This is a genomic window from Mucilaginibacter sp. L3T2-6 (genome assembly GCF_030519355.1).
Lineage (GTDB): Bacteria > Bacteroidota > Bacteroidia > Sphingobacteriales > Sphingobacteriaceae > Mucilaginibacter.
In genome coordinates, this window is record NZ_JAUMKC010000027.1 from 1 (window position 1) to 23,718 (window position 23,718).

A 23,718-nucleotide genomic window follows, 5' to 3' on the forward strand; every position below is an offset into this window, starting at 1 on the left:
CTCTAATCTGGAAAGAAACAGAAAACGTGAGGTTGAGTGACCAGAGATCAGTGGTCAGAGATTAGGAAAAACCGATCACCCCATTTTGCTCATTCCAACTGATCTCTGATCTCTAATCTCTGATAAACTAATTATAAAACGTCCACGATACCCCGATCTTCACCATGGCGTCTTGTTGGGGATAGCGGTTCACTGTGTAATAGCCTTTGCTGAATAATCCCTGGTTGGCATAGTCGTACATCACGAAGAAATTGGTGCGCTGCAGCGTGGCTTTTATAAAAACTGTTGCGACCGGGTAAGACGAGAATGTTACGTTCGCACCGTTATAAAATTGCCCGAGTCCCGGCGCATACGATGGAGCCACGTACGGGGTATTATAGCGCACATCAAGGCCAATATTTGAGTACAGCACATTAAACAACAACGCTTTGTAATAAAGGCTTGCATAGTTATAAAACTGGGGAGTGCGCAACGTGCTCTGATAATCGGTCTTCTGGAAAACCAGGTAATCATCAAAATGCCAGCGGCGCCAGGCAATACTTTTACCAACGCTGATTTTTATCAGGTTTATCGGACTGCCCAATTGCGCCGGATGTGCATCGATACCGTTTTCCTGGGCAGTAAAATACAGGTAATCGGATATCAGGAAGTATTCCGCTTTCAAATCGAACTTTAACGGCCCATTGACATAATTGAACGACAGGCTATTGGTTTTCTGCTTATTAAACTGGTTATGGAAGATAAAGTGATTAGTATTCCAGCTTGTAAATACCAGCGGCGGCGTGGCGCTTTGCGAGTACCCTTCTAAAACTATTTTACCGGTTTTGTTGTTCCCGGCCAGGGTAAGTTTCGCATCATATAAAAAGTCGCCAAAATCATGCCCCTGCACAATTTGCTGTACATCGCCCTCCAGCAATGCCCGGTTGCTCAGCTTATAGCTTAGTTTACCCTTAACCGTTAAATCCTGGAATAGGTTACCCTGCACTTTCACGGGGTGTACTATTTTAGCCCCATAAACATCCAGCACGGTATCGCTTACAAACTGGCCATAACTGTAAACATCCTGTGTAAGCCCAAGGTCAAGCTTCAACTCGTTTTTCACCGCTTTCTCCGATTTACTCCGCAGGTAAAAGCTGTAGGAAAAATCGTTCTGCAAATGCCGGAACATCAGCGAATCATGCGATCTGTCGTAGCTGTAATAGTAATCAGGGAATATGTTATAAGTGTCAACCCCATTTTGCCTGAACTCATATTTCGTGGCATCATACCGTACAGTAACCGCCACGCGCTGGGTGGGCAGTATCGTGGGCTTGTTCTTTCCGTTGCTGGTACTATCTATATGGCCTATATAATAAAACTGCTTCAGGTAAAACGACCCGCCTTTCCAGCTATCATAAGCAGCCGGCATGCGTACCTGTTCGCTGCCCTTATTCAGCGAGCCAACCGAAAAAACTGAATCATTTAATATGGAGCCCGTTATCGGCGTCTTTAAGTTATTATAAATGAGGTTGGATAGCAGATTATACCGCTTACTTTTCGACTCATACCAGGTAAACACTGCAGCATTAACATCGCTCACGTTCTGCGCCAGCACACCATTATAAGCATAATATCCGCGCGACCCTATGAAGTTGAGGTTAAAGCCCACGTTTAGCCTGGGGTTAACGTTTTGCGTATGCGTTATTTTGAACAACTGTTCTTTAACACCGGTGTAGCCAACCAGGTAAAGATTGGTCATCGCAACGCGCGCGCGGTAATAGTTTATATTTTCGGGGCGCAGCATGTAGGGGTCGAGCTCATGCAGGCCGGGCTCAAAGCCAATAGTGCGCGATGGCTCAAAAAGCAGCGGTCGCGCCGGCAAACCTGTATTACCCAGGCTGATTTTTGGCGTGCGCGGCTGTAAAAGGGGACTATAATTTTCGTAATTATAAAGACCTGTATCAAGCGGGAACAACACGGTGCTGTCCCGTAAAAATCGCTCGTTGGTTACCCTGATAAACTTGGCGTTAAAAACCACGCTATCCTTTTTTCTGTCTTGCTTTTTGCGGAGCGAATCCAGTTGCTGGTCTGTGGTAAGTGTTTTTTGCGTAGTGCCTGTGTCGCGCAGGTTGATACGCTGCTGCGAGCCGGGATAGTTATTATTGCCGCGTTGAATCTGCGCGAAAACAGACTGCGCAAATACACAGATGAAAAGCAGCAGTAGGTATTTAAAAACTTTATGAGGCATTAATAACCGGCTATCAGTTCTTTAAGTATCAATGTCATTTTAGGCTCCGCCTCGCGGGCAACGGCCAGTATCTCCTCAAGTGATACGGGCTTTAACACCTCCGTAAAACCTTCGTCGGTGATCACCGAGATAGCAAATACAGTAAGTCCCGAATGCCGGGCCACAATAATTTCGGGCACAGTGCTCATCCCAACGGCATCTCCTCCTATTATCCGCAGGTACCGGTACTCGGCCCTGGTTTCAAGGTTGGGGCCTGTAACCGCAACATAAACTCCTTTATGGCAGGTAATATTGTTTGCTTTCGCAATATCCAGGGCTTTAACAATCAGTTCCTTTTTGTAAGGCTCGCTCATATCCGGAAACCGGGGGCCAAGTTCTTCTTCGTTACGCCCGGTAAGCGGGTTTTGCGGCTGCAGGTTGATGTGGTCTTCAATCACCATCAGGTCGCCCTTTTTTATCGCTGGGTTTAAAGAGCCGCTTGCGTTCGATACAAACAACGTTTTTATTCCCAATGCCTTCATCACCCGAACCGGAAAGGTGATCTGCTGCATGTTGTAACCTTCATAATAATGCAGGCGGCCCTGCATGGCAACTACTTTTACTCCATTCAGCTTGCCGAAGATCAATTTACCGGAATGAAACTCCAGGGTTGAGATCGGAAAATCAGGGATGTTGGAATACATCAGCTGCTTTTCAATCTCAATTTCATTCACCAGCGCGCCAAGCCCTGTACCTAAAATAATTCCTACTTCGGGTTCAAAGTCGCCAATACGGCTTTTAATGTATGCTGTTGTTCGTTGTATACTCTCTAACATAGTCGGTAATCATTTTATCAAAGCCGCCGCCCGTATCATTTAAAAATTCCATGCTTATGGGCATCACAAAAACAGGGAGCGGCTCCCCGTTTTGCCGCCCATGGCTAAGCCAGGACTCTTCTAAACGCTGTGCATCCTTTTCTGTTGTGATAATTATTTTTTTTTGCGATGGACAAGCCTCAAATTCTTCGGCAAGTTTAGCGATATTTTTTAAGGTAAAGGGGTGATGGTCGGGATAATCGTGATGGATAATTTGCACCGTCTGCGCTTCCAGATGTTTCACCAGTGGTTTGGGATTAGCGATACCGGTCAGCAAAAAGATGGTTGTCTCATTATCTATCCTTACGACAGCCCTGTTTCCCTTTAGATCCAGCAGTGGCTGATATACTATCGCGCTAAAAAATAACGACTGATAAGGCAAGGGTGCTATTTTGTTTGCCAATTGCACCTGTTCTTTGTGTAATATAGATGGGGGGCATTTAGTAACAACGATTATCTGCGCACGCCACCGCCCGCTGAAAGGCTCCCGGAAGTTTCCGGCAGGCAATAAAAAATGAGGCTCGTTTACCCGGTTATAATCAAATAGCAAGATGCTCAGACCTGGCTCTACAGCACGATGCTGGTAAGCATCATCCATTAATATCAGATCGTGACTGGGCAATAGTTGATTGATACCGTACACCCTGTCCTCGCAAACGGCAACAGTAATATCCGGGAATTTTTGATGGAACTGGGCAGGTTCGTCGCCGATTTCTTGAGAAAGTGTATATATACGATTGGAGAATCCGAATTCTTCGTCTTCCTGTTTGCCCCGCTTCGACTCTTGATCCTCAATCAAAAAGCCCTTGGTCTTCCTGCCGTACCCCCTGCTTAATGTGGCTAATTTATATTCATCCTTTAGTAAACGGATAAGATACTCCGTCATCGGGCTTTTACCGGCGCCGCCAACTTCCAGATTGCCTACTGATATTACGGGCTTGCTGAACTTATGACTTTTGAAAAGACCTGCATCATAAAAAAAATTGCGGATAATAACTACCAGCCCGTAAAGCAGCGAGAAGGGTAACAACAGCCGGCGCAGGTATTTCATAGTTGGACAAAGATAACTGGCATTGGTTGGATTTGAAGGATTAAAACGGATGGATTTAATAAACTGCTACGCTTGCAGGATTTAAAACTTCACAGGCTAATGATTCTGCTTAGAAGGCGTATCATTGGGCTTATTATATTCCATCTGGTCTTCTGTCTCTGATTAACTAATCAACTCTATTTCAATATCTCCCCTACCGGCAGCAGCTTCTCATCTATCTTACCATCAATAACAGAAACGTAGTATGTATTGCTCTTATCATCCGCAGCTACAGATCGTACGTACTTTTCATTTTCAAACACTATGCCTGCCTTATCATCAATAGCATAGCCGGGGCTCAATTTCCCCTTCAGAATGTTTTCAAAATAAAGCGGCTTGCGCAATGGCTCGCTATGATAGTGCGGACAATGGCTGGTTTGTATAAAACCTAATCCCTTCACTATGGATAATTCCTTTGGCCGGGAGTCGGTAGTGCCGCCCTGGAACCAGCACAGTGAGCCTGCACTGCCGCCGGCGAGTATAATCCCTTTATTATAAGCTTTTCTTAAAACAGTATCAATTCCCTGCGCCTTCCATATTGCCATCATGTTTAGCGTATTACCGCCGCCCACAACTATAGCATCCATACTCAACAGGTTTTCCTCGAACGATTTCTTTTCCGTGTAAGATGCCACATAGGTGCGCTGTATATACGGCCGCATAACCAGGTCTTCGCAGGTTGCGTACCAGGCCAAAATAACATTGGCGTTATCGCCCATCGCGGTCGGCAGGAAGCATACTTTCGGATTTTGCTTTTTAGTAAGCCGGATGACATATTGCATAAACTCTTTGTTGAAGCCGCCGCCGTAAGCAAAAATGGTGCGGGTAGCTCCTGAATCAGTAGCCTTTTGAGCAAAAGCTGTATAGCAGTAAGTAATACACAGCAGGATAGGAAAGATTTTTTTCACTTGGTTATAATCGGGTTTACAGTGTTCTAAGTTAAACATTTAAACCGCTGTTTTATTCACCAACCTCCAATCTCTGATTAACTAATCTCTATCACCACAGTCTCCATATCCTGCGCCTCAAATGTAATATTCACCGAGCGGCTGCCATTAGGCCGTGTACGATGGTTTACATTTTTAGGTATGGTAAATAGCTGGCCGGGATGCAACTCAACCGTGCGGTCATCCAGATCGATAAATATCGAGCCCTCGATTACCATAAAACTTTCGTCGGAGTTGGGATGCATGTGCCAGAAATATGGCTCCGTCATTACGCTCATTCGTATCACATGGTTATTCACAAGCGCTAAGGGGACATTTGAATAAGTGCCTTTCGCATCGGCTATCTGCGGCGAAAAATCTACTATCTGAAGTGGTTGTATCTGCATGCTGGTTTAATAATAACTTTAACCTATTGCGTTAGACTGTTGGATTGTGCTGGGATCAGGCAAAAAGTAAAGGTTTACAGGAACTTTACAGATTTTTACTGTAACCTTGATATAAATATCTGATAATAAGCACATTAATAGGTTGCAGGGGCTTTAAACTGTAAAGGGTCTGAAATCAGGGCAATCTCAAAATATTTTCGCACAAATTTGTAACATCCTGCCACTGCCTCTTATCTAAATCTCGTTAAATAAAACAAAAAACAGCGTACCGGCACAAACAACAACCGATCAATGCTGCTAAAGCCGGCAGAAAATAACTCACACTAAAAACATCATGAAAAAAATATTCATAGCACTAACTATGTTGGCGGTAGTAGCCTCGTCGTGCAACCAAAACCGCCGCGAGCAAAACAACGTCACCATCGAAAATAATACCACCAGCGGGTTCGATGTAAATAAGCTGGCCCAATTTGTAAAAACCAGCACCGACCCCGAAACACTGGAGAAGGCCATCAATAACCCCGCTAACCAGATCAATAACCTCGATCTGGATAAAGATGGTAACATCGACTATTTAAAAGTTGAGGAAGGCGAAAACAACAGGCTGAAAGTGATTGACGATGTAAGTAACTCGGAATCGGTTACCGTTGCCAGCATCAGGATCGATACTGACAATGCCAGCAACCAGGCCGACTTAGCCATCCAGGGTAACCCGGCTTATGTGGGCTACAATAACTATTACCACTCGTCGTTCTCGTTTACCGACTTCCTGCTGCTTAGCTATATCATGCGTCCGCATGCGTTTTATGTGCCAATGTACCACTATGGTTATTATCCTTCTTATTACACAAGGGTACATACTTACAGCACATTCAGGCCAACTACGTCGTCGTATATGTCGTCGAGGATGAGCCACCGCAGCAGCTTAAGCAGTCCTGTCAGGTCTCAGCGATCATTCAGTACGCGCAGGTCTGGCAGTTTTGGCAGCGGTTCAAGGCGCAGCAGCTTCGGCAGCAGCAGTTTCAGAAGAAGCAGCTTTGGCAGCAGCCGGGGTTTCGGACGAAGAAGGTAAACATAAACACGCAATAAAAACTATTTATAACCACAACTAACAATAACATCTAAAATTTAATAAAATGAGCATATTCGATAGATTATTCCGCATAGGTAAAGCAGAAGCTAACGCTGCTATTGACAAACTGGAAGATCCGGCAAAGATGGCCGAACAGATTCTTCGCGAGCTTCGCTCGAACTACCAGCAGGCCATACAGGGCGAAGCTGAAATAAAAGCCCTTGCGCTGCAGCATCGCGCCAGCGAATTAAAGGCCCGCAATACCGCCAGCGAATGGGAGAAAAAAACCAATGAGCTGTTGGACCGTATAGAAAGCAAGCAGTTGGACGAAGCAAAAGGCAATGAGCTGGCTACAAAAGCCGCGGAAGCGCACCAGGCTGCCGAAAACGAAGCCAACCAGTATGCAAAAATGGCTGAAAAGGAAGAGAGCGCCGTAGCTGTGATGGACCTTAAAATCAAACAGATAAGAGACCAGATTGCCGAAACAGAAAGCCGGGCACAGCTGATACAATCGCGCGCTAAAACAGCTGAGGTATCGGAACGCATCAACAAAACCATGTCGAGCGTGGATACGGATGGTCTGATGGCAACCCTCAATCGTATGGATCAAAAAGCTTCGGCCCAGGAATTCCGTGCGGCTGCTTATGCGCAGATTGATGATGCCACTATGTCGGCCGAACAGGAAATCAATAAAGTGTTGGGCACTGGCCAGCAGTCAAATGCCCTGGAAGCTATTAAGGCAAAGAGAACGAAGTTGTTGAATTAAACAAATAATCCATCTTTGTCATTGCGAGCGAGGAACGAGCGCGGCAACCCCGTTGCAATGCATTAGCGCCAATGCATGTCGGTTGTGTATGGCGGCGAGGTTGCTTCGTTCCTCGCAATGACAAGATTTTTAAATTTTTTATCTACCCCATGTTTTTAACCCCTGATAATAAAAAATCATACAAAGCCATTATCATTTTAGATGAGATGATAAACGGCAACCGCCAGTTTAAAACTGTTGCCAATGGCGACGATAGTGTGTTGGAGCCGCTGTTTATTGAGCTGATGGCCAAAGGTTACTTAACTGCCAGCGGCATGACCTACCAGGTTACCGCAAGCGGTCGCGAGGTTTACGACACGTTTATGAAACGCTATACCGAGTTTTTAAAGGTGTACGATGTTTTTTCTTATGTCGATCTGGAGAAAGGCGAATTTGCTTTTGCCAGATACTATGATTTCGACACCGATGAGGACTGGCTGAACTATTGCGACAATGAGCGCTTTGACGACCTGCGCATCGCCGTCGCTATTTTCAAAAAGATCAACCCGGCAGAAATTGTTTTCATGTCGTTTATCAATGAAAACAGGTTTGACACCACTTCAGCCGGCTGGCAGATCGACTTAGTGTCTGACAATGTTTGGGATGAAATAGAAGAAATCTGTTCGGTTGCCATTAAGCCCGAAGAACTGGGTGATGACGCTATGGTTGACATGATTGGCCAGGGCGCCGACCTGATGATGAAACTGATGGAAGAAGAGCAAAACCGTAATTCAGGCAATAATGGTTATAACGGTTCTGGTGGCTATCCGCAGCAAGAAGTAGTGGTTGTTGAAGAAACCATCCCGTACTACCAGCCTTATTATGACCCGTTCTATGTTTCGCCGGTGTGGCTCCTGCCATTGTTCTTATGGTAGTAATGTTTTAGCTCGCCGGTTAATCAATAAAGCCAGCTAATGCACATATCAGAATTTACACTGCATGTGGTTATATGCCGCGTAAATTCTGATATGAATAGTAAACCTTTCACCCTTTACCAGGCAAGTATTCCCCTCTTGCCGGCAATACAACTGCCAACTTTATACTGCCACTGCAAACTTATTCCGTTTTCAGGCTCTTCACCGGGTTCATCAATGCTGCTTTTATGGCTTGCGAGCTTACCGTTAACACCGCAACAATAGCGGCGGCTACACCTGCAATGCCGAACATCCACCAGGCTAGCGGCACGCGGTATGAAAAGCCCTGTAGCCATGCTGTTGCGCCATACCAGGCCACCGGTATTGCTATTATAAATGATATCGCAACAAGTATCAAAAAATCCTTCGAGAGCAGGGTAACTATGCCTGATACGCTGGAGCCAAGCACTTTACGTATACCTATCTCCTTACTGCGCTGTTCGGCGCTGAACGCTGCTAGACCGAACAAACCAAGGCATGATATTGCGATAGCAACCAATGTGAATGAGTTAATGATCTGCGATATAATGATCTCGCCCTCGTACAGCTTTTGCACTTCGCTATCCATAAACGAATAGGTAAACGGCACTGATGGCAAGTCTTTTTTCCAGATATTGTCCACCTGGCTAAGCAGGTTTTTATAGTTGCTGCTGTTAACCGATACCACCATACTCACAAAGTCCATAGGGTCTTTACTGTAAACCAGCATAAATGGCTTTACTTCACTTTTCAGCGAGTTGTAGTTAAAATCTTTCATAACGCCGGCAACGGTAACATAAGTTGCAGGGTTATTGCCGTATTGCTGCCAAAGCTTTGCGCCTATGGCCGTGCGCTCGTTTAAGTTGAGGCGTTTGGCCAGGGTTTGGTTAATAAGCACCTTGCCGCTGTCATCCTTCATAAAGTCGCGGCCGCTCAGCAGTTTAATGCCGTTTGTCTTTAAAAAAAACTCATCGCAGGTAATGTTTTGCGCATCAATGGCATTGGCCATATTTCCGCCATCAGTATAAACGCCGTGGTCGTGCATTATAAACTGACTCAGATAATTATCGGCGCTGCTTACCCCTTTTACCTCGGCAAGCTGCCGCAGGTCGTTAGCCAACACACTCATTCTTGTTTGCGCATCGTTGGTGTAAAAATTAAATATCAATTTTTGGTTTTGATCAAAGCCAAGGTCTTTGGATTTGATGAAGTTAAGCTGACTGTAAATCACAACGATACCGATCATCAAGCTAATAGACAAAAAGAACTGAAAACCTACCAAAAACTTGCGGATGCCATTGGCTGATATTTTACTGCCAAAATTACCTTTGATGACCTTGATCGCCTCGAATGATGAGAGGTAGAAGGCCGGGTAGCTTCCCGAAACAAGGCCGGTAACTAATACCAAACCACCCAAAATAAGCCACAGGCGGTAATCGGCAAAAAACGACAGTTGGATATCGGCACGTGTAATATTATTCAGGTAAGGCAAAGCTACCCAAAGCAAGGGCATCGCTATCATTACACCGGCAAATGCCAGCAGGAACGATTCGCCTAAAAACTGTTTGATCAAGTCATACTTCCCTGCGCCGATTACCTTACGGACGCCGACTTCTTTGGCACGTTTAGATGCGCGGGCGGTTGACAGGTTCATGAAGTTGATGCAAGCTATAACCTGAATAAGAACGGCTATCAAAACCAGGATAAGCAGGAATGACGGATCGGCGCTTTTGGTGAGCTCTATCTCGAAGCCGCCGGTAGTATGTATGGAGGTAACAGGCTGCAGGTGCAGTACTTTGGTCATGCCAAGGGTTTTCATTTGCTGGCCGGCGTTTTTATCTAAAAATGCGGGCAGCTTTTTTTCCAGTGCTTCAGCATTAGCGCCAGGTCTTAGCTTTAAATAAGCGAACAAAAAGTTATTGCCGGCCCATTCGTGGCTGTTAGAAATATCAACACCTGTAGCGGTGCTTCTCATGGTTATAAACATATTGGCCTGCAAGTGCGACCGGCCCAGGCTTTCATCAACCACGCCTGTAACTTTATAGTCATGCTTACCCCAGCTGTCGTTGATGTTAATCATCTTATCCAAAGCCTCTTCCTTTCCAAACAGTTTTACAGCAGTAGATTTTAATAAGACGATGGAATAAGGGGCATCGAGTGCGTGCGATGCTTTACCTTCTACGAAATGGTAAGTGAAAATATCGAAGAAGGTGGAGTCCACGTAGTAAGCTCCATCCTCATAAAACGACTGCTCTTTGTAACGCAGTAAATGTTGCTTAGCGCCAAGCTTTTCGGTCGCCACCACACGGGTGTAATCCAATACCTCGGGAAAATTAGCTTTAATAGCAGGCGCAATGGGTGGCGATGAAGCGCCTCCGTGATGTTTATCGCCGGTTAGGGCCAGGTCAGTGGTAATTCGGTAAATGCTTTTGGCATCTTTGTGCTGCCTGTCATAGCTGTATTGCTCCTGCACATATAGTAAAATGTACAAACAGCATAGCGTACCTGCGGCCAGGCCGAAGATATTGATAAAACTGAATGTCTTATTTTTTAACAGGAACCGGAATGCGGTTTTCAGATAGCTTCTTAACATATTTCATTTGTTCATTGGTGCATTAGTTTATTGGAATTTGTCCTGATAAGCCAATCACCGGTTAATAGTTGGTAAATTTAGGCCAAGACAATGCCAAACGAAATAAATAGCTGATAATTAATAATTTAACTAATTTTTAGCGATTTAATTGCGTTCGGTTTTGATACAACGGATGTACGCTTCTGCATGAACCAATAGATGCAGCATTTAATGATTTTGCTTTTGATTTAGTTATAAAAATCACCCTGATATTTAATCTTGTGAATCATAGTGCTTACCTTAGGTAAATGAAATACCGGTTACTTTTATTCATATCATGTATTGCTTCGGCAACTTTCGCCCAAACAGATACTAAGCTAACAGCAAAATTGCAGGATGCGGTTAAAGGCTTTAACGGCCAGGTTGGCATTTACGTGCAAAACCTTAAAACCGGCAGAACTGCCGCCATAAACGCCGATACTTTGTTTCCAACCGCCAGCATGATCAAAGTTAGCATACAGTGCGGCCTGATGGACAAAATTGAAAAAGGCCAAATGCAGTATAACCAAAAACTGGTTTACCGCGACTCGCTTTTATATAAAGGTGAAGATATCCTTGGTTCGTTTAAGGATGGTGATACGATTGAAGTGAGCAAAGTTTCCCTGCTGATGATCACCATGAGCGACAACACGGCCAGCGTTTGGCTGCAAAAGCTGGTGGGCGGCGAATACATCAACAACTGGCTCGAAACAAACGGATTTAAAATAATGCGTGTTAATTCGCGTGTGCAGGGCCGGGAAGCAATAAGAACCCGGTATGGCTGGGGTGTTACCACGCCTTTTGAAATGTGCAGGTTATTTAAGATGATTAGAAACGGCGAAGCTGTAAGTCCGGCGGCAAGTGAGCGTATGTACCGCAATATGGGTCGTATCTTCTGGGATGATAAGGCCATATCGCAAATACCGCCCTATATTCAAACCGCATCCAAACAGGGCGCACTGGATGAGTCGAAGTCAGAAACTGTAATGGTGAATGCCCCTAACGGCGATTATGTGTTTTCTATCATCACCAACCATAACCAAGACCAGCGCTGGACAGAGGATAACGAGGCCGTTATGCTTATCCGCAAAGTGTCATCTTTATTATGGCATTATTTTGAACCTGCCAGTAAGTGGGCTCCGCCGGCCGGCATGGATAAATACATGAAGGATGAGTAAGCAGGTTGAATTATTTCATCTTGTTACTTGATACAGACGCTATTTGCTAATCAATAATTAACTTATTTAAATGATAAAACCTTTAATCGCCGCGGCACAATTTTGCCTTTTGCTGATCTTTTGCAGCCGCACACATGGACAGGGGGTACCCGAAGGCCGCTACTACACCTCTTTCGACAATACAAAGATCTATTACGAGGTAAGCGGCGAAGGTTACCCGGTGATCCTGATTCATGGTTTTTCGGGCACATCGCAGGGCTGGAAAAGCGGGTTGCTGTACGGCGACCTTATCAAGGCTGGCTACAAGGTTATTATTCCAGACCTTAGGGGTAATGGCAGATCCGGCAAACCCCATACCGACGAAGGTTATAATAATGACGCGGAAGCCAGAGATATAATGGGGCTTGCAACTGCCCTTAATTTAAAAACTTATGATGCCGTTGGCTATTCCCGCGGCTCTATAATCCTATCGCGCCTGCTGGTGCTCGACAAACGCCTGCATAAAGCTGTAATGGGCGGTATGGGCGATGCTTATACCAACCCTGATTGGCCGCGCCGGGTACACGCTTACAAAGCGCTTATGGGCGACACAAGCCTGCACGATGTGGATGACATGATAAAGTACATTCGCTCACAGCCATTTGACGAACTGGCTTTGGCGTATCAGCAAAAGTGGCAACCGTCAACCAGTAAAAAGGAACTGGCGGCCGTGCGTAAACCCGTTTTAATTATTCGCGGGACTGCCGATAAAGAAAACGGCTCCGAGACAGCGCTGAATAAACTGATACCGTGCTCCGGCCTTGCATACGTGCCGGGCAATCATAACACCGCAAGCAAAAACGAAGAATTCAGCAAAGCCGTGCTGACTTTTCTGAAAGATTGATTAACGCAGCAAAGTACGTTTTGAACTTTATTATACAGGGCTTTAAAACAAATGCATTTAGTTTTTGCTTTTAGCAGGGTATGAACAAATTGCTCCTTACTATAATTTGCTGCTTAGCGCCTTATATGCTACTGGCACAAACTGTTACCGACACTGCAAACATGGATATCGATACAACCGGCCAGCGGGATCTGATCGACATCGGCAGGAAATTGTTTAAGATTAAACCACGCCGCAAACCCGGTAAAAAGGAGGTGTACTTTTCCATACTGCCCTTATCAACATCTGTACCCGGCGGCAGCAAGGCAATAGTAACCTCCACAACAGCGGGCTTTTACCTTGGCAACAGAAAAACTACTTACCTTTCTACAGTCACCTTTGCCCCTTATTTAAATTTTAAAGGCAGGTATGGCTTGCCTGTTCACTCCAGCGTTTGGACGCCGGATAATACCTACAACATACAGGGTGATATACGCTTTTTAGTTTATCCTCAAAATACCTGGGGGCTTGGCGGCAAAAACAGCGAGGATGAAAGGCTGCTGGTAAATTTTGATTATATACGTTTTTACCAAACTGTGCTGAAGCGCATACAACCATTTTTTTATGTGGGTGTGGGATACAACATGGATTATTATTTCAATATAAATACTAATGTAAACGGTCAGACAACCTCGCTTAAAGATTTTACACAATACCCTTATGGCACAACCGCGGGTGAGAATTCTTTCTCATCAGGGTTAACTTTAAATGCGGTATACGATACCCGGCAAAACCTGTTCAATCCGTTTCCGGGTATATTTGCAAACGTAATTTACAGGCACAACGCCGGTTTTCTTGGCAGCGACAACAATTCCCAATCGCTTTATCTTGATTTCAGAAAATATATTGCCGTCGGCGATAACTCTGTTTATAAAAGTGTTTTCGCCTTTTGGACATACTATTGGACGACCATATCGAAGGGTACGCCCTATTTAAACCTGCCGGGCATTGGTAACGACCCTTATCAGCGCTCCGGTCGCGGAATTGAGCAGAACAGGTACAGGGGCAACAGCCTTATTTATTTTGAAGCCGAATACCGTCGTGATATTACTGCCAACGGCTTATTCGGTTTCGTGCTATTTGCCAATTTTAACAGCGCCAGCGAACTCAATACACGCCACTTTACCTACGTGAACCCGGCAGCGGGCGGGGGGCTGCGTGTTAAATTCAATAAACGTTCCGCCACTAATATAGCTATCGACTATGGTTTTAGTAAAGGGTACAATGGTTTGATAGTGGGCCTGGGAGAAGCCTTCTAAGTAATATTTTCATCACAATAACAAAATATATAAATCGGTATTAAGAAATAAGTATATTTATATTCAAATTTTCAGCCCTTCCTGTCTTTATTGGTTATCATCCGGTCAAAGTTTTAATTTTTAATATCAGGCTCTTAATGGCAAAGCGTATTTTAGTATTGGATGATAACCAGGATATCCTGGATATAGTTCATGAAACCCTTACTTATGAAGATTTCGAGGTAAAAAGCACTTCGCACGGTGCTGATGTTATCCCAATGGCCGAAACTTTCATTCCAAATCTGGTAATACTCGACTATCGCGTTGCCGGTACAAACGGCGGCGAACTTTGCAGGCAGATAAAATCGCATCCGCAGCTTCAGCACGTTCCGGTAATTATCTATTCAGCCTATCTGAACAACGATCACGAACTGATGGCTTATGGTTGCGACGCAATCATCAACAAACCGTTCGATTTAACTGAATTGGTGGATACGGTTAACAGTTTGCTTTAAACACAATCGATAGTTAACCGCTGGTTATTAGATTAATATTAGATTTTCATTAAACTTCCTTCCAATACACTCTACATCGTAATTTTCTTGTTACTTTTACAGGCGTTAAGCAAACCCCTATTCAAACATGACTGCTATGGAAAACAACACTGACCTCACGGGCAGGGAGAGAAGGCCCTATCTTTGCCCGAAATGCAATTCAAAGCTTACCGAACGCGTGCGGCGTGGCTTCTGGGTAAAAACCTTCTTGTTTTGGCGTCCTGTAAAAAGGTTTCATTGTTATAACTGCAACAGCAGGCCCTATATTTTTGGTTGATTGGCGATAGATATTAGTATAAGGATTTTGCAATAACTATTGCAACTTATTTTATATTATTATTTAATTTAGTCATACTCTAAAAATACAGACGCTTTTGACCAGGAAAAAAATACGTTCTCAGGATTATAATTGCCCTAAATGTGGTTCTCCTTTTCATTTCCAGGTGCATCGTAGCTGGTTTATGAAACTGGTATCTTATTTTTTTCCCGTCAGAAGGCTGTTTTGTGCAAAGTGCACAAGGGCGCACTATATTTTTACAGGCAGTAAAAAAGAAAACCGGCAGTAATAGCTTTACTTATCCTGAGGCCACTAACACATACCAATAGCGGCCTGAGCTCCACTTTTATATACAATAGTTTAATAAACTACACACACCTAATGCCCGTACCGCGCTACAAACCGGGAAAAACACAAATTCGGTTGAAAAAAATTATAAACAAGTTCATAGGTATGGCCGAACTTACACTCCGCCATTCTAACAGGTAAAATTAACTAATGTTTACAAATTGTAACTATATCATAATAAACATGGTATAGTAATTGCTGATGCTTGCCGTAATTAACTTTATTTGCAGATACTATAATATAAGGAATGGTATATATACCTGCCTGTTATCGAAAATTTTATTACCTATAATTATGCGACGGATTTTAGCGGTGGATGACGACAAGGATATATTGGATGTTATCCAATACATTCTCGAGGACTCGGGTTACGAAGTAGACGCCCTTTCTGATGGAAATCTATTATTTGAAAAAATAAAAACACAGACGCCCGATTTAATTTTACTGGACGTTATGTTGGGTAATTTAGATGGACGGGAACTTTGCCGGGCGGTAAAAACATCAGCCGAAACCCGCAATATACCAGTGGTCATGATATCAGCCAGCCACGCGGCCGGCTCGCCTGACCAAAAGGGAGCACCCGATGCTTTCATTGCCAAACCATTTGATATTGACGATCTGCTGGGCGTTGTTAAAGGGCATGTAAGAGCGGCTTGACAAACCATTGGCAGTTTTTTTGGCAGACAAAATTCTCCAAGCTATGTTATTTTTCAATTTCCGGGATTAGCTGACGTTGGAAATTCTGCGAACTGCCCGCCGCAAACTGCTAACTATTTTATCCTCAGTTCCTTTAACTCCTTATCGATTTTTGCATTCCAGCGCTCCTGTTCGGCCGTATCAATTCCGTGGCTGGTTTCCTTGTCATATTGCATTTGCATATCGGTCATTTCGCGGTAAGCATCAAGATATTTCACATTAACAATACCTTCATAGGTATCAGGAAGGAGATTCGAACCCGCAATTTCATTTTTGAAATGTTCAGCGGCCAGTTTCACAATATCAAAATGGCGCTGTTCATGGTTTAAGGTATAATCGCTCCGGCTATTACTTTTTACCCACGCCGCGCTTTTCGGAAGGCAGGCCTTTAGCGTAAGATGCAGCTTTATTACGCCATTAGCCAGCTCTGCCCGCTGATCATACCCTAATACCGGAAAAACCTCGGCCGAGTACTTACTAACGGGCGGTATTCCTCTGAAGTCAGCCCAAATTAAAGGCCTTTTGTTTGAGTAATAAATACTGTCGCCCTCTGTTTGATCTGCATAGTCACTGAAGGAGACCTCCACTTTTTTAGCCAGTTTGATATTATTTCCCGATTGTTGGCCCACCCAGGTATTAATATAAATCAAACCGTTAACCAATACCTTTCGCAATACCGGCTCGATATATTGAATTTGGCCGGCGTCGCGGTTGTAAACAGCACTGCCGCTGTAATCAGCCAGGTAAACCTTATCATCATCACCCTTACGCAAATAGAAAGAAAATATAACCGCCACATGTCCTTCAACCCGGTTGTTTGCCTGCGCCATTTCTTTTATGCTGATTTTCTTCAAACCTATAACTATTGGAGACAATGCTGTGTTGCGCGGTAAACTTGCCGCAATAAAACGTTTAAAAGAAAGTACCGGCCCATCTTTTAAATCCGTGGTATAAGTTTGCGGCGGCAAACCTTTTACCTGGCTTACCAGTAGGGCAACCGGTTCGTGGCTATTCAACTCGTCTTCAACATCGTCAATATAAAAGCGGACAGGTTTTATTATTAACTGCTCATTGGTTAATATAATACTGCTGAGCCGTTGTGGCACAGTCTGAAAAGCGGAGAAGGCAAGAGCAAAAAATATCAGAAGAGAAAGGCAAGCCGGCTTGCTGGTAATTACTTTTTTAATCATTATAAATATAACGTTTGGCGAAACGGGCTATTATATTACAGGTATCCCGCAAATCATTACACGGCTTTATGCCGCTGATCTCCGGCGATAATTGGTGAAATATCTGCCATAAAGTTTCTTGCTAACACTAAGTAAAGTTTTCCACACCTATACCATGTATAATTTTCTCTTCGTTAAGAACAATGTTCTCCACACTATGTGAATTACTATTGTGGATTAACCTTCAAGGGTTTAGTTAATTTCGCAAATCGTTAGTTTGCTCCCTATGATAAAACATAAATACATTTCCGTTCTTGTACCTATATTTTTTGTTTTAACAGCACGTGCCCAGCAAAATCCGGCTTTTAACGTCTACCGCACATACCATGGCGCAGTAGAGTTGCTGGATAAAGGCAAGTATGTATCTGCCGCAGCGCAATTCAAGCTGGTGGATGCATTTCGGGTTAAAACAAGCACACAGCCGAAGTTCGAATCGGAGCTGTCCCTGATAAAAGAGAATTCCCAATACTATGAGGCGCTATGTGCACTGGAATTAGGAAACGACGACGCCGAAAGCATGTTTTTGCGTTTTATAAAAGAACATCCCGAGAACCCGCTTACCAAGTTGGCCTACTTCCAGATAGGCCGCTCTTACTCCAGGCAGGAAAAATATACCGAAGCATTAAAATGGTTTGACAAGGTGGAAGCCGGCGAGTTAAGCGGCAGGCAAAATACGGAATACAAATTCCGTAAGGGCTACGCTTACTTTGTAACTAACGATTATAAAAATGCTCAGGCCCTTTTCAGCGAGGTTAAAAACACACATTCGCCCTATACTGATGACGCCATTTACTATTTTGCCTATATAGCTTATCTGAATAAAGATTACCACCTGGCGCTGGTAAACTTTGAGCGTTTAAAAGGCAAAAAGAAATACGAAAACAGCTATCCGTACTATATATCGGCAGTTTACTTTTTAGATAAACGGTATGATGATGTATTGAACTATGCGGTGCCCATCTTAAAAAGCACCCACCAGCAGCACGAAACTGAAATGCTGCGCATTGTAGCAGCATCGTACTTTGCTAAAGCAAATTATGATAAAGCCGCTGAATATTACGGACGGTTTGAAGACCAGGACCAGGGCAAAACGCAAAACACGCAGGACAGCTACCAGATGGGTTATACCTATTACAAAGTAGGCAACTTTGCCAAGGCAGCAACCGAACTGGAGAAACTGCAGCAAACTAACGACGTTTTTAGCCAGAATGGTAATTACGCGCTGGGTAATGTGTTCCTGAAAATGAATAATAAGCAGAGTGCGCGCAATGCTTTTTTCGCCGCATCAAAACTTGATTTTGATAAGCAATTGCAGGAAGATGCGCTTTACGAATACGCCAAGCTATCATATGAGCTTGATTTTAACACCCAGGCACTTGGCGCCACCCGTCTTTATCTTAAGAACTATCCCCGCTCACCGCGTACCGACGAAATGAAGGTGTTGCTGGGCGAGGAATTGCTTAATTCGCACAATTACAAAGAGGCTGTAGAGATACTTGAACCCATCCCGAATAAATCAGCCAGTGCGCAAGCAGCTTATCAAAAAGTAACTTATTACAGGGGCCTGGAATTCTATAATGAGCGGGCCTTTGAAAATGCGATCGGCATTTTTCTGCGTTCACTTAAATATCCGGTGGACGAGAAGATACAGGTAATGACTACCTACTGGATGGCCGAAGCGATGTACGAAGTACGTAAATACGGCGAATCCGTTCAGAACTTTGAAAAATTCCTTGATTTTGATGGCGCCCGTGAAACCGGAGTTTACAATTATGCCAACTATGCACTGGCTTATGCGGCTTTTGGCGGCGAACAATACCGAAAGGCGGCCACTTATTTCCAGAAGTTTTTAGACGGTGAAGAAAAAGATGCTGCTACTACTAACGATGCGATAACCCGTTTGGGCGATAGCTATTTCGTTATGAAAGACTATGGCCGGGCAATGCAATATTACGACAGGATAATTGACAAACATGCTCCCGGTCAGGATTATGCCTTATTTCAGCGCGGTATGATACAGGGGTTGCAGGGAGCGCCGGATACCAAGATCAGCACGCTAACCGATCTGTTGAGCAAATACCCGAACTCAGACTATGCGGATGACGCTTCATTCGAGATTGCTTATACCTACTTTTTAAAGGATGACGGCGAGACGGCTAAAACACGCCTGCAGGACATGGTTAAAAAATATCCAACCAGCAGCTATGTTCCAAGGGCACTGGTTACCATAGGCGTAATAGATTACAATGCCGGCAGGGATACATCAGCAGTAGAATCGTTTAAAAATGTGGTAAAAGATTATTCCTCAAGCGAGGAAGCCAAGATGGCATTGAAGCAGGTTGAAAAGATATATACCGATAAAGGTGATGCGCAAACATTTATTAACTATGCCGCAACCACCCCGATAGCAAATTACACAACGGCTGACCAGGAAAACATTATGATAACTGCCGCAAACAACTTGTATACCCGCGGTGACTGGCAGGGTACTGTGGGTGCAGTAAACGCCTATTATGATAAGTTTCCTAACAAGCCTATTTATGAAAAGCAGGCTCGCTTTATCCGCGCACAAAGCCTGGTAAACCTGGGCAGGCTGCAGGAGGCCGTAAACGATTACAATGTAATATTGAATGACTGGACCAGTCCTTACACGGAGCAATCGCTCATCAGTATGGCAAAGCTTTACATTGCGCAAAAAAAATATAACGAAGCTATCCCTTACCTGAAAAAGCTTGAAATAAATTCAGAATATAAAGCCGACTACACCTGGGCCATCAATAACCTGCTGATGTGTTACGCCCAAATGGAGATGAGCGATGATGCACTGAACTACGTGAAGCTGGTCCGCGGAAATGAGAAAACCGCACAGGAAGACAAATTTAAAACAGGCTTATACGCCGGGCAGGCATATCTGCAAAAGGGCGATACTACAAGTGCCATAACCGAATTTAACTACACGGTTACCAATACCAAAACTATTGCTGCAGCCGAGGCAAAATACAATATTGCTGAAGTGCAGTTTGAGCAGGGCAAATACAAGGCCTCGCAAAAAACATGTTTTGAGCTAATAAAAGATCTGCCGAATTATGATTACTGGGTAGCAAAATCATTCATACTGCTTGCTGATGACTACGAGGCACTTAAAGACGCATTCCAGGCTAAGGCAACTTTACAGAGCGTTATTGATAACTACAAAAATACCAACGACGACATTTTGCCGACAGCGAAACAAAAACTAGATGGTCTCTCCGGCGGCAGCAAACCCGAAGATAAGCCGGCGGAAAAGGATGATAAAAAACCGGCAACAGAGGAAAAGAAACAGGATAACAAAGAATAAAACAAGACAAGCAATGAAGTTAAAATATATATATACGCTGCTTACCTTAATAACCGCCCTATACTTTGTTCCTGCTGATGCACAAACGAAGCATAAGGCCAGGGCTAAAAAGCCGGCCGCAAAAACTACTGCAAAGCACGCTGCTAAAAAAACTGCTCCAAAGGTTACTAAAGCTACAGCGCCCAGTCAAAAAAATGCAGCTAATCTTGGCGATCTGGTGTCAAAAGCTGCTGCCGATACTACGAAAAAGGGAGGTAAAGGCAACGATGCGGTAAACGGCAACCTGTCTGAAGAGATTGTGGTAACCACCGCCTACAAGCCGGTACTGGCCGATGCTGTAAAAATACGCCGCAACCCCGACTTAGAGGATAAAACCCCTTTTAAAGCTCCCTTAACTTACGTACCAATAGACAAAAGGCTGGAGCTGAATACAAGTATAAAACGGCTCGACGCCATGAAAATGCCGGCCGAGCAGGATTCTGTACCCACCAATAATTATGTAAAGGCTGGTCTGGGTAGTTTAAAAACCACTTATGGCGAAGCTTATTTTGCCAATGGTAAAGACAATGCACTGCAAGTGGGCGGCTACCTGAAACATTTTGCACAAAATGGCAACTTGTATAACCAAAAATCGGCGAAGGAAGAAGTAGGCGTATTTGGCAAAAGTGTAGGCGACTTGAACAGCCTGAGCGGCCGCATTACCTATAACTATAACAGCAATTATTTTTATGGCTTTGACGAGTTTACCGCTCCTTCAGCCATACAGGCCAATAAGCAGCATTTTAGTACGCTGGGGGCGGAAGGCGAGCTGGCCAAAAACTACCAGGACGTTGAAAAAGACTTTACCTACGCACTGAAGCTGAAAGGATATATTTTTAGTGATGCTTACCAGGCCCGCGAGAACAACCTGGTGCTCTCGGGTTTCGTGAACCAAACCATCAAACAGTTTTATGCGGGTTTAGCTGGCTCGATTGATTTGAGCACGCAGAAAGACAGTTTGTTTGATTATAACAACAGCCTGATCCGTTTAAATCCATACATTAAATTCCAGGGAGATAATTATAAGGTTGATGCGGGTATCAATATTGTAGACCAGTTTGGTTACAAATCAGCGTTCTACATTTTCCCGTCGGCCAGGGCGGAGTTGCAGGTAATACCTAAGTACGTGCGTGTGTTTGCCGAAGCGAAAGGTGATGTAAACAGAACGTCGTTACATGACTTAATGGCGATCAATCCCTTCCTCGGGCAAAATTTCGATATCAAGAACTCTGTTGATCAACTGGACATTGCAGCCGGTTTGAAAGGGACTATCGCACCGGGATTAGGTTTTAAAGTAACCGTGTTCCGCAATGAAATTAAGAACATGCCGTTGTTTGTAAACGACTTTAACCTGGCCACCGGCTATAACAGGTTTAAGGTGATTTATGATGAAGGCCGATCACGCGTAAGCGGCTTAACCGGTGAGCTGGATTATAAGGTGTCGGAAGATATGGACATATTTGGCCGTATTGAGTTTAAAGATTATAAGATGGCAACAACCGAGCCTTTTTTCCTGCCAAAGGTAGTGTTTAAGGGCGGTACCAATTTTAAGATAGGCGATAAAATAAGCATATCGGGCACCCTGCTGGTTCGTGGTTCTGTACAATCTGCGCCAAAGGTTGCGCCTGGCGGTACAAGCACCCTGCCTACAGAAATTGATGGTTTTGCCGATTTAAGCGCAGGTGCGGATTATAAATTGCCAAAGCGGTTCTCGGTATTTATACATGCAAATAATCTTTTAAACAGTACCAGCCAAACGTGGTTATATTATCCTGATTACGGATTTAATATATTTGGCGGTGTTGGATATAGCTTTTAAGGGATTTGGGCCGGCGCTTAAGTCTCCCGGTAAAGAAGGTTTTTTAAGTCACTCTGCCCGGAATGAATTTGATAAGACAGGGGCAACGAACCGGTTTTGAAATTTTATAATAAAATGTACTTTTGGCGCAAATGAATTTAGCCGACTATTTAAGTGAATTGTTGGGTCAGTACGAGGAAGTTAGCGTACCTGGTCTCGGTTATTTTGTGCGCGAGCGCGTAAACGGCTACTATAACGATAAAGAGGCACGGTTCTATCCGCCTTACCACAGGGTAAAGTTTGTGGCTCAGCCAAAGGATGATGATACTTTTGCCCAGTATGTTGCCGATAAAAAGAACATATCGCTGGCGTCATCTAAATATTTTGCGGAAAAGTTTGTAAGCAAACTGCGCGAACAGGCCTTAACCGGTAAATACATTTTCGCGGATATCGGCCTGTTTTATACCGACCAGGATCAGCAATTGGTTTTTAAGCCGAATGACAAGATCGCTGACGACCCGGCTTTTTATGGCTATCCTCAATTAAATGTATACAAGCAGGGCCAGCCCTTGAATGAGCAATATTCGCGGCCTTCATTTGCAAATGTAGCGCCTGCGCCGGCTGTTCTTAGTCACCCGGTTCAATCGCCTCAACCGGTTACTGATGAGCTGTATTTTGAAGAAGAGGCAGAAAGGAAAAAAGGCGTTAATGTATGGTTGATAGTGCTGATAGTGTTAACCGCCGTGGCGCTGTCCGTCTTTGGCGTCTATAAATTTTACCCTGACGTATTTGACAGAATCGGTTCAGCTTTTCACGTGACCAAAAAAGCTGATACTTCTGTACCGATCTATCGCCGGGAAACTAAGGCAGACACCGTAGCCAAAAGTACAATTGTTCCGCATACAGACACCGCATCAAAAACCGCAGCACAGCCGGTTGCGGCTGCTCCGCCGGCAGATACGGTTAAAAAACCTTCGTGGGCTATAATTGTAATAAGCTACCGGCAGCAAAAATTCGCAGATCCGGAGATAAAACGCTTAAAAGCGAAAAATATCGACGCAAGGGTGTTGTCAAAAAACGAAGCAACAGGCAACCGCATTAAAGTAGCTATAACAACTATTTACCCAACAGAGGCCGAAGCTGAAGCTGCGAGGTCAGTTTTAGTTAAGGCAGGAAAAATTCCGGCAACTTCATCAGTACTTCCATTAAAACAATAA

The 23,718-nt window shown here is 44.2% G+C and carries 18 protein-coding genes; 11 read left to right on the top strand and 7 right to left on the bottom strand.

The features are described from left to right. Positions 1-127: 127 nt before the first annotated feature. The 5 genes from Q3W13_RS22405 to Q3W13_RS22425 form a co-directional block, all read right to left on the bottom strand. Positions 128-2,227 (bottom strand): putative porin, encoded by a 2,100-nt coding sequence (locus Q3W13_RS22405; RefSeq protein ID WP_302867805.1) that lies wholly within the window; start codon positions 2,225-2,227, stop codon positions 128-130. Further along, complete coding sequence (locus tag Q3W13_RS22410) at positions 2,227-3,042, bottom strand: purine-nucleoside phosphorylase (protein ID WP_302867807.1); 816 nt, start codon at positions 3,040-3,042, stop codon at positions 2,227-2,229. The genes Q3W13_RS22405 and Q3W13_RS22410 overlap by 1 nt, the downstream gene beginning before the upstream one ends. After that, positions 3,005-4,132, bottom strand: a complete 1,128-nt coding sequence (gene lpxK, locus Q3W13_RS22415; protein WP_302867809.1) for a tetraacyldisaccharide 4'-kinase — start codon at positions 4,130-4,132, stop codon at positions 3,005-3,007. The genes Q3W13_RS22410 and lpxK overlap by 38 nt, the downstream gene beginning before the upstream one ends. 176 nt (positions 4,133-4,308) lie before the next feature. Then, positions 4,309-5,079 (bottom strand): peptidase E, encoded by a 771-nt coding sequence (locus Q3W13_RS22420; protein ID WP_302867812.1) that lies wholly within the window; start codon positions 5,077-5,079, stop codon positions 4,309-4,311. Between the two features lie 77 nt (positions 5,080-5,156). Next, positions 5,157-5,504, bottom strand: a complete 348-nt coding sequence (locus Q3W13_RS22425; protein WP_302867814.1) for a cupin domain-containing protein — start codon at positions 5,502-5,504, stop codon at positions 5,157-5,159. Between the two features lie 334 nt (positions 5,505-5,838). Between Q3W13_RS22425 and Q3W13_RS22430 the strand changes: the two genes are divergently transcribed. The 3 genes from Q3W13_RS22430 (at position 5,839) to Q3W13_RS22440 (ending at position 8,256) form a co-directional block, all read left to right on the top strand. Beyond that, a complete protein-coding gene (locus Q3W13_RS22430; protein WP_302867816.1) occupies positions 5,839-6,576 on the top strand; it encodes a hypothetical protein in 738 nt (245 codons plus the stop codon). 64 nt (positions 6,577-6,640) lie between these two features. Continuing rightward, positions 6,641-7,342, top strand: a complete 702-nt coding sequence (locus tag Q3W13_RS22435) for a PspA/IM30 family protein (protein ID WP_302867819.1) — start codon at positions 6,641-6,643, stop codon at positions 7,340-7,342. A gap of 149 nt (positions 7,343-7,491) precedes the next feature. Then, complete coding sequence (locus Q3W13_RS22440) at positions 7,492-8,256, top strand: hypothetical protein (protein ID WP_302867823.1); 765 nt, start codon at positions 7,492-7,494, stop codon at positions 8,254-8,256. Positions 8,257-8,437: 181 nt separating this feature from the next. Here Q3W13_RS22440 and Q3W13_RS22445 read toward each other — a convergent pair whose 3' ends face one another. Next, positions 8,438-10,867 (bottom strand): ABC transporter permease, encoded by a 2,430-nt coding sequence (locus Q3W13_RS22445; protein ID WP_302867825.1) that lies wholly within the window; start codon positions 10,865-10,867, stop codon positions 8,438-8,440. Positions 10,868-11,154: 287 nt separating this feature from the next. On the opposite strand from Q3W13_RS22445, the gene Q3W13_RS22450 reads away from it, so the two are divergent. The 5 genes from Q3W13_RS22450 to Q3W13_RS22470 all read left to right on the top strand — a co-directional run bounded on the left by Q3W13_RS22450 (position 11,155) and on the right by Q3W13_RS22470 (position 16,059). Continuing rightward, on the top strand, positions 11,155-12,063 hold the full coding sequence (locus tag Q3W13_RS22450) for a serine hydrolase (protein WP_302867827.1): 909 nt from the start codon (positions 11,155-11,157) through the stop codon (positions 12,061-12,063). Positions 12,064-12,133: 70 nt separating this feature from the next. Next, a complete protein-coding gene (locus Q3W13_RS22455; RefSeq protein ID WP_302867828.1) occupies positions 12,134-12,946 on the top strand; it encodes an alpha/beta fold hydrolase in 813 nt (270 codons plus the stop codon). Positions 12,947-13,026: 80 nt separating this feature from the next. Further along, positions 13,027-14,244, top strand: coding sequence for a BamA/TamA family outer membrane protein (locus Q3W13_RS22460; RefSeq protein WP_302867829.1), 1,218 nt, complete (start codon positions 13,027-13,029; stop codon positions 14,242-14,244). A gap of 137 nt (positions 14,245-14,381) precedes the next feature. Next, a complete protein-coding gene (locus Q3W13_RS22465) occupies positions 14,382-14,738 on the top strand; it encodes a PleD family two-component system response regulator (protein ID WP_302867832.1) in 357 nt (118 codons plus the stop codon). Between the two features lie 958 nt (positions 14,739-15,696). Beyond that, positions 15,697-16,059, top strand: coding sequence for a response regulator transcription factor (locus Q3W13_RS22470; protein WP_302867833.1), 363 nt, complete (start codon positions 15,697-15,699; stop codon positions 16,057-16,059). 113 nt (positions 16,060-16,172) lie between these two features. Here the strand turns inward: Q3W13_RS22470 and Q3W13_RS22475 are convergent, their stop codons facing one another. After that, positions 16,173-17,288, bottom strand: coding sequence for a hypothetical protein (locus tag Q3W13_RS22475; protein ID WP_302867835.1), 1,116 nt, complete (start codon positions 17,286-17,288; stop codon positions 16,173-16,175). 265 nt (positions 17,289-17,553) lie between these two features. Between Q3W13_RS22475 and Q3W13_RS22480 the strand changes: the two genes are divergently transcribed. The 3 genes from Q3W13_RS22480 (at position 17,554) to Q3W13_RS22490 (ending at position 23,718) form a co-directional block, all read left to right on the top strand. After that, positions 17,554-20,664 carry a tetratricopeptide repeat protein gene (locus tag Q3W13_RS22480; protein WP_302867836.1) on the top strand — a complete coding sequence of 1,037 codons (3,111 nt, stop codon included), beginning with the start codon at positions 17,554-17,556 and terminating at the stop codon, positions 20,662-20,664. Positions 20,665-20,677: 13 nt separating this feature from the next. Then, the gene (locus Q3W13_RS22485) at positions 20,678-22,522 is read left to right on the top strand and encodes a TonB-dependent receptor (RefSeq protein WP_302867839.1); all 1,845 of its coding nucleotides are present in this window, start codon (positions 20,678-20,680) and stop codon (positions 22,520-22,522) included. Between the two features lie 131 nt (positions 22,523-22,653). Next, the gene (locus Q3W13_RS22490; RefSeq protein ID WP_302867841.1) at positions 22,654-23,718 is read left to right on the top strand and encodes an SPOR domain-containing protein; all 1,065 of its coding nucleotides are present in this window, start codon (positions 22,654-22,656) and stop codon (positions 23,716-23,718) included.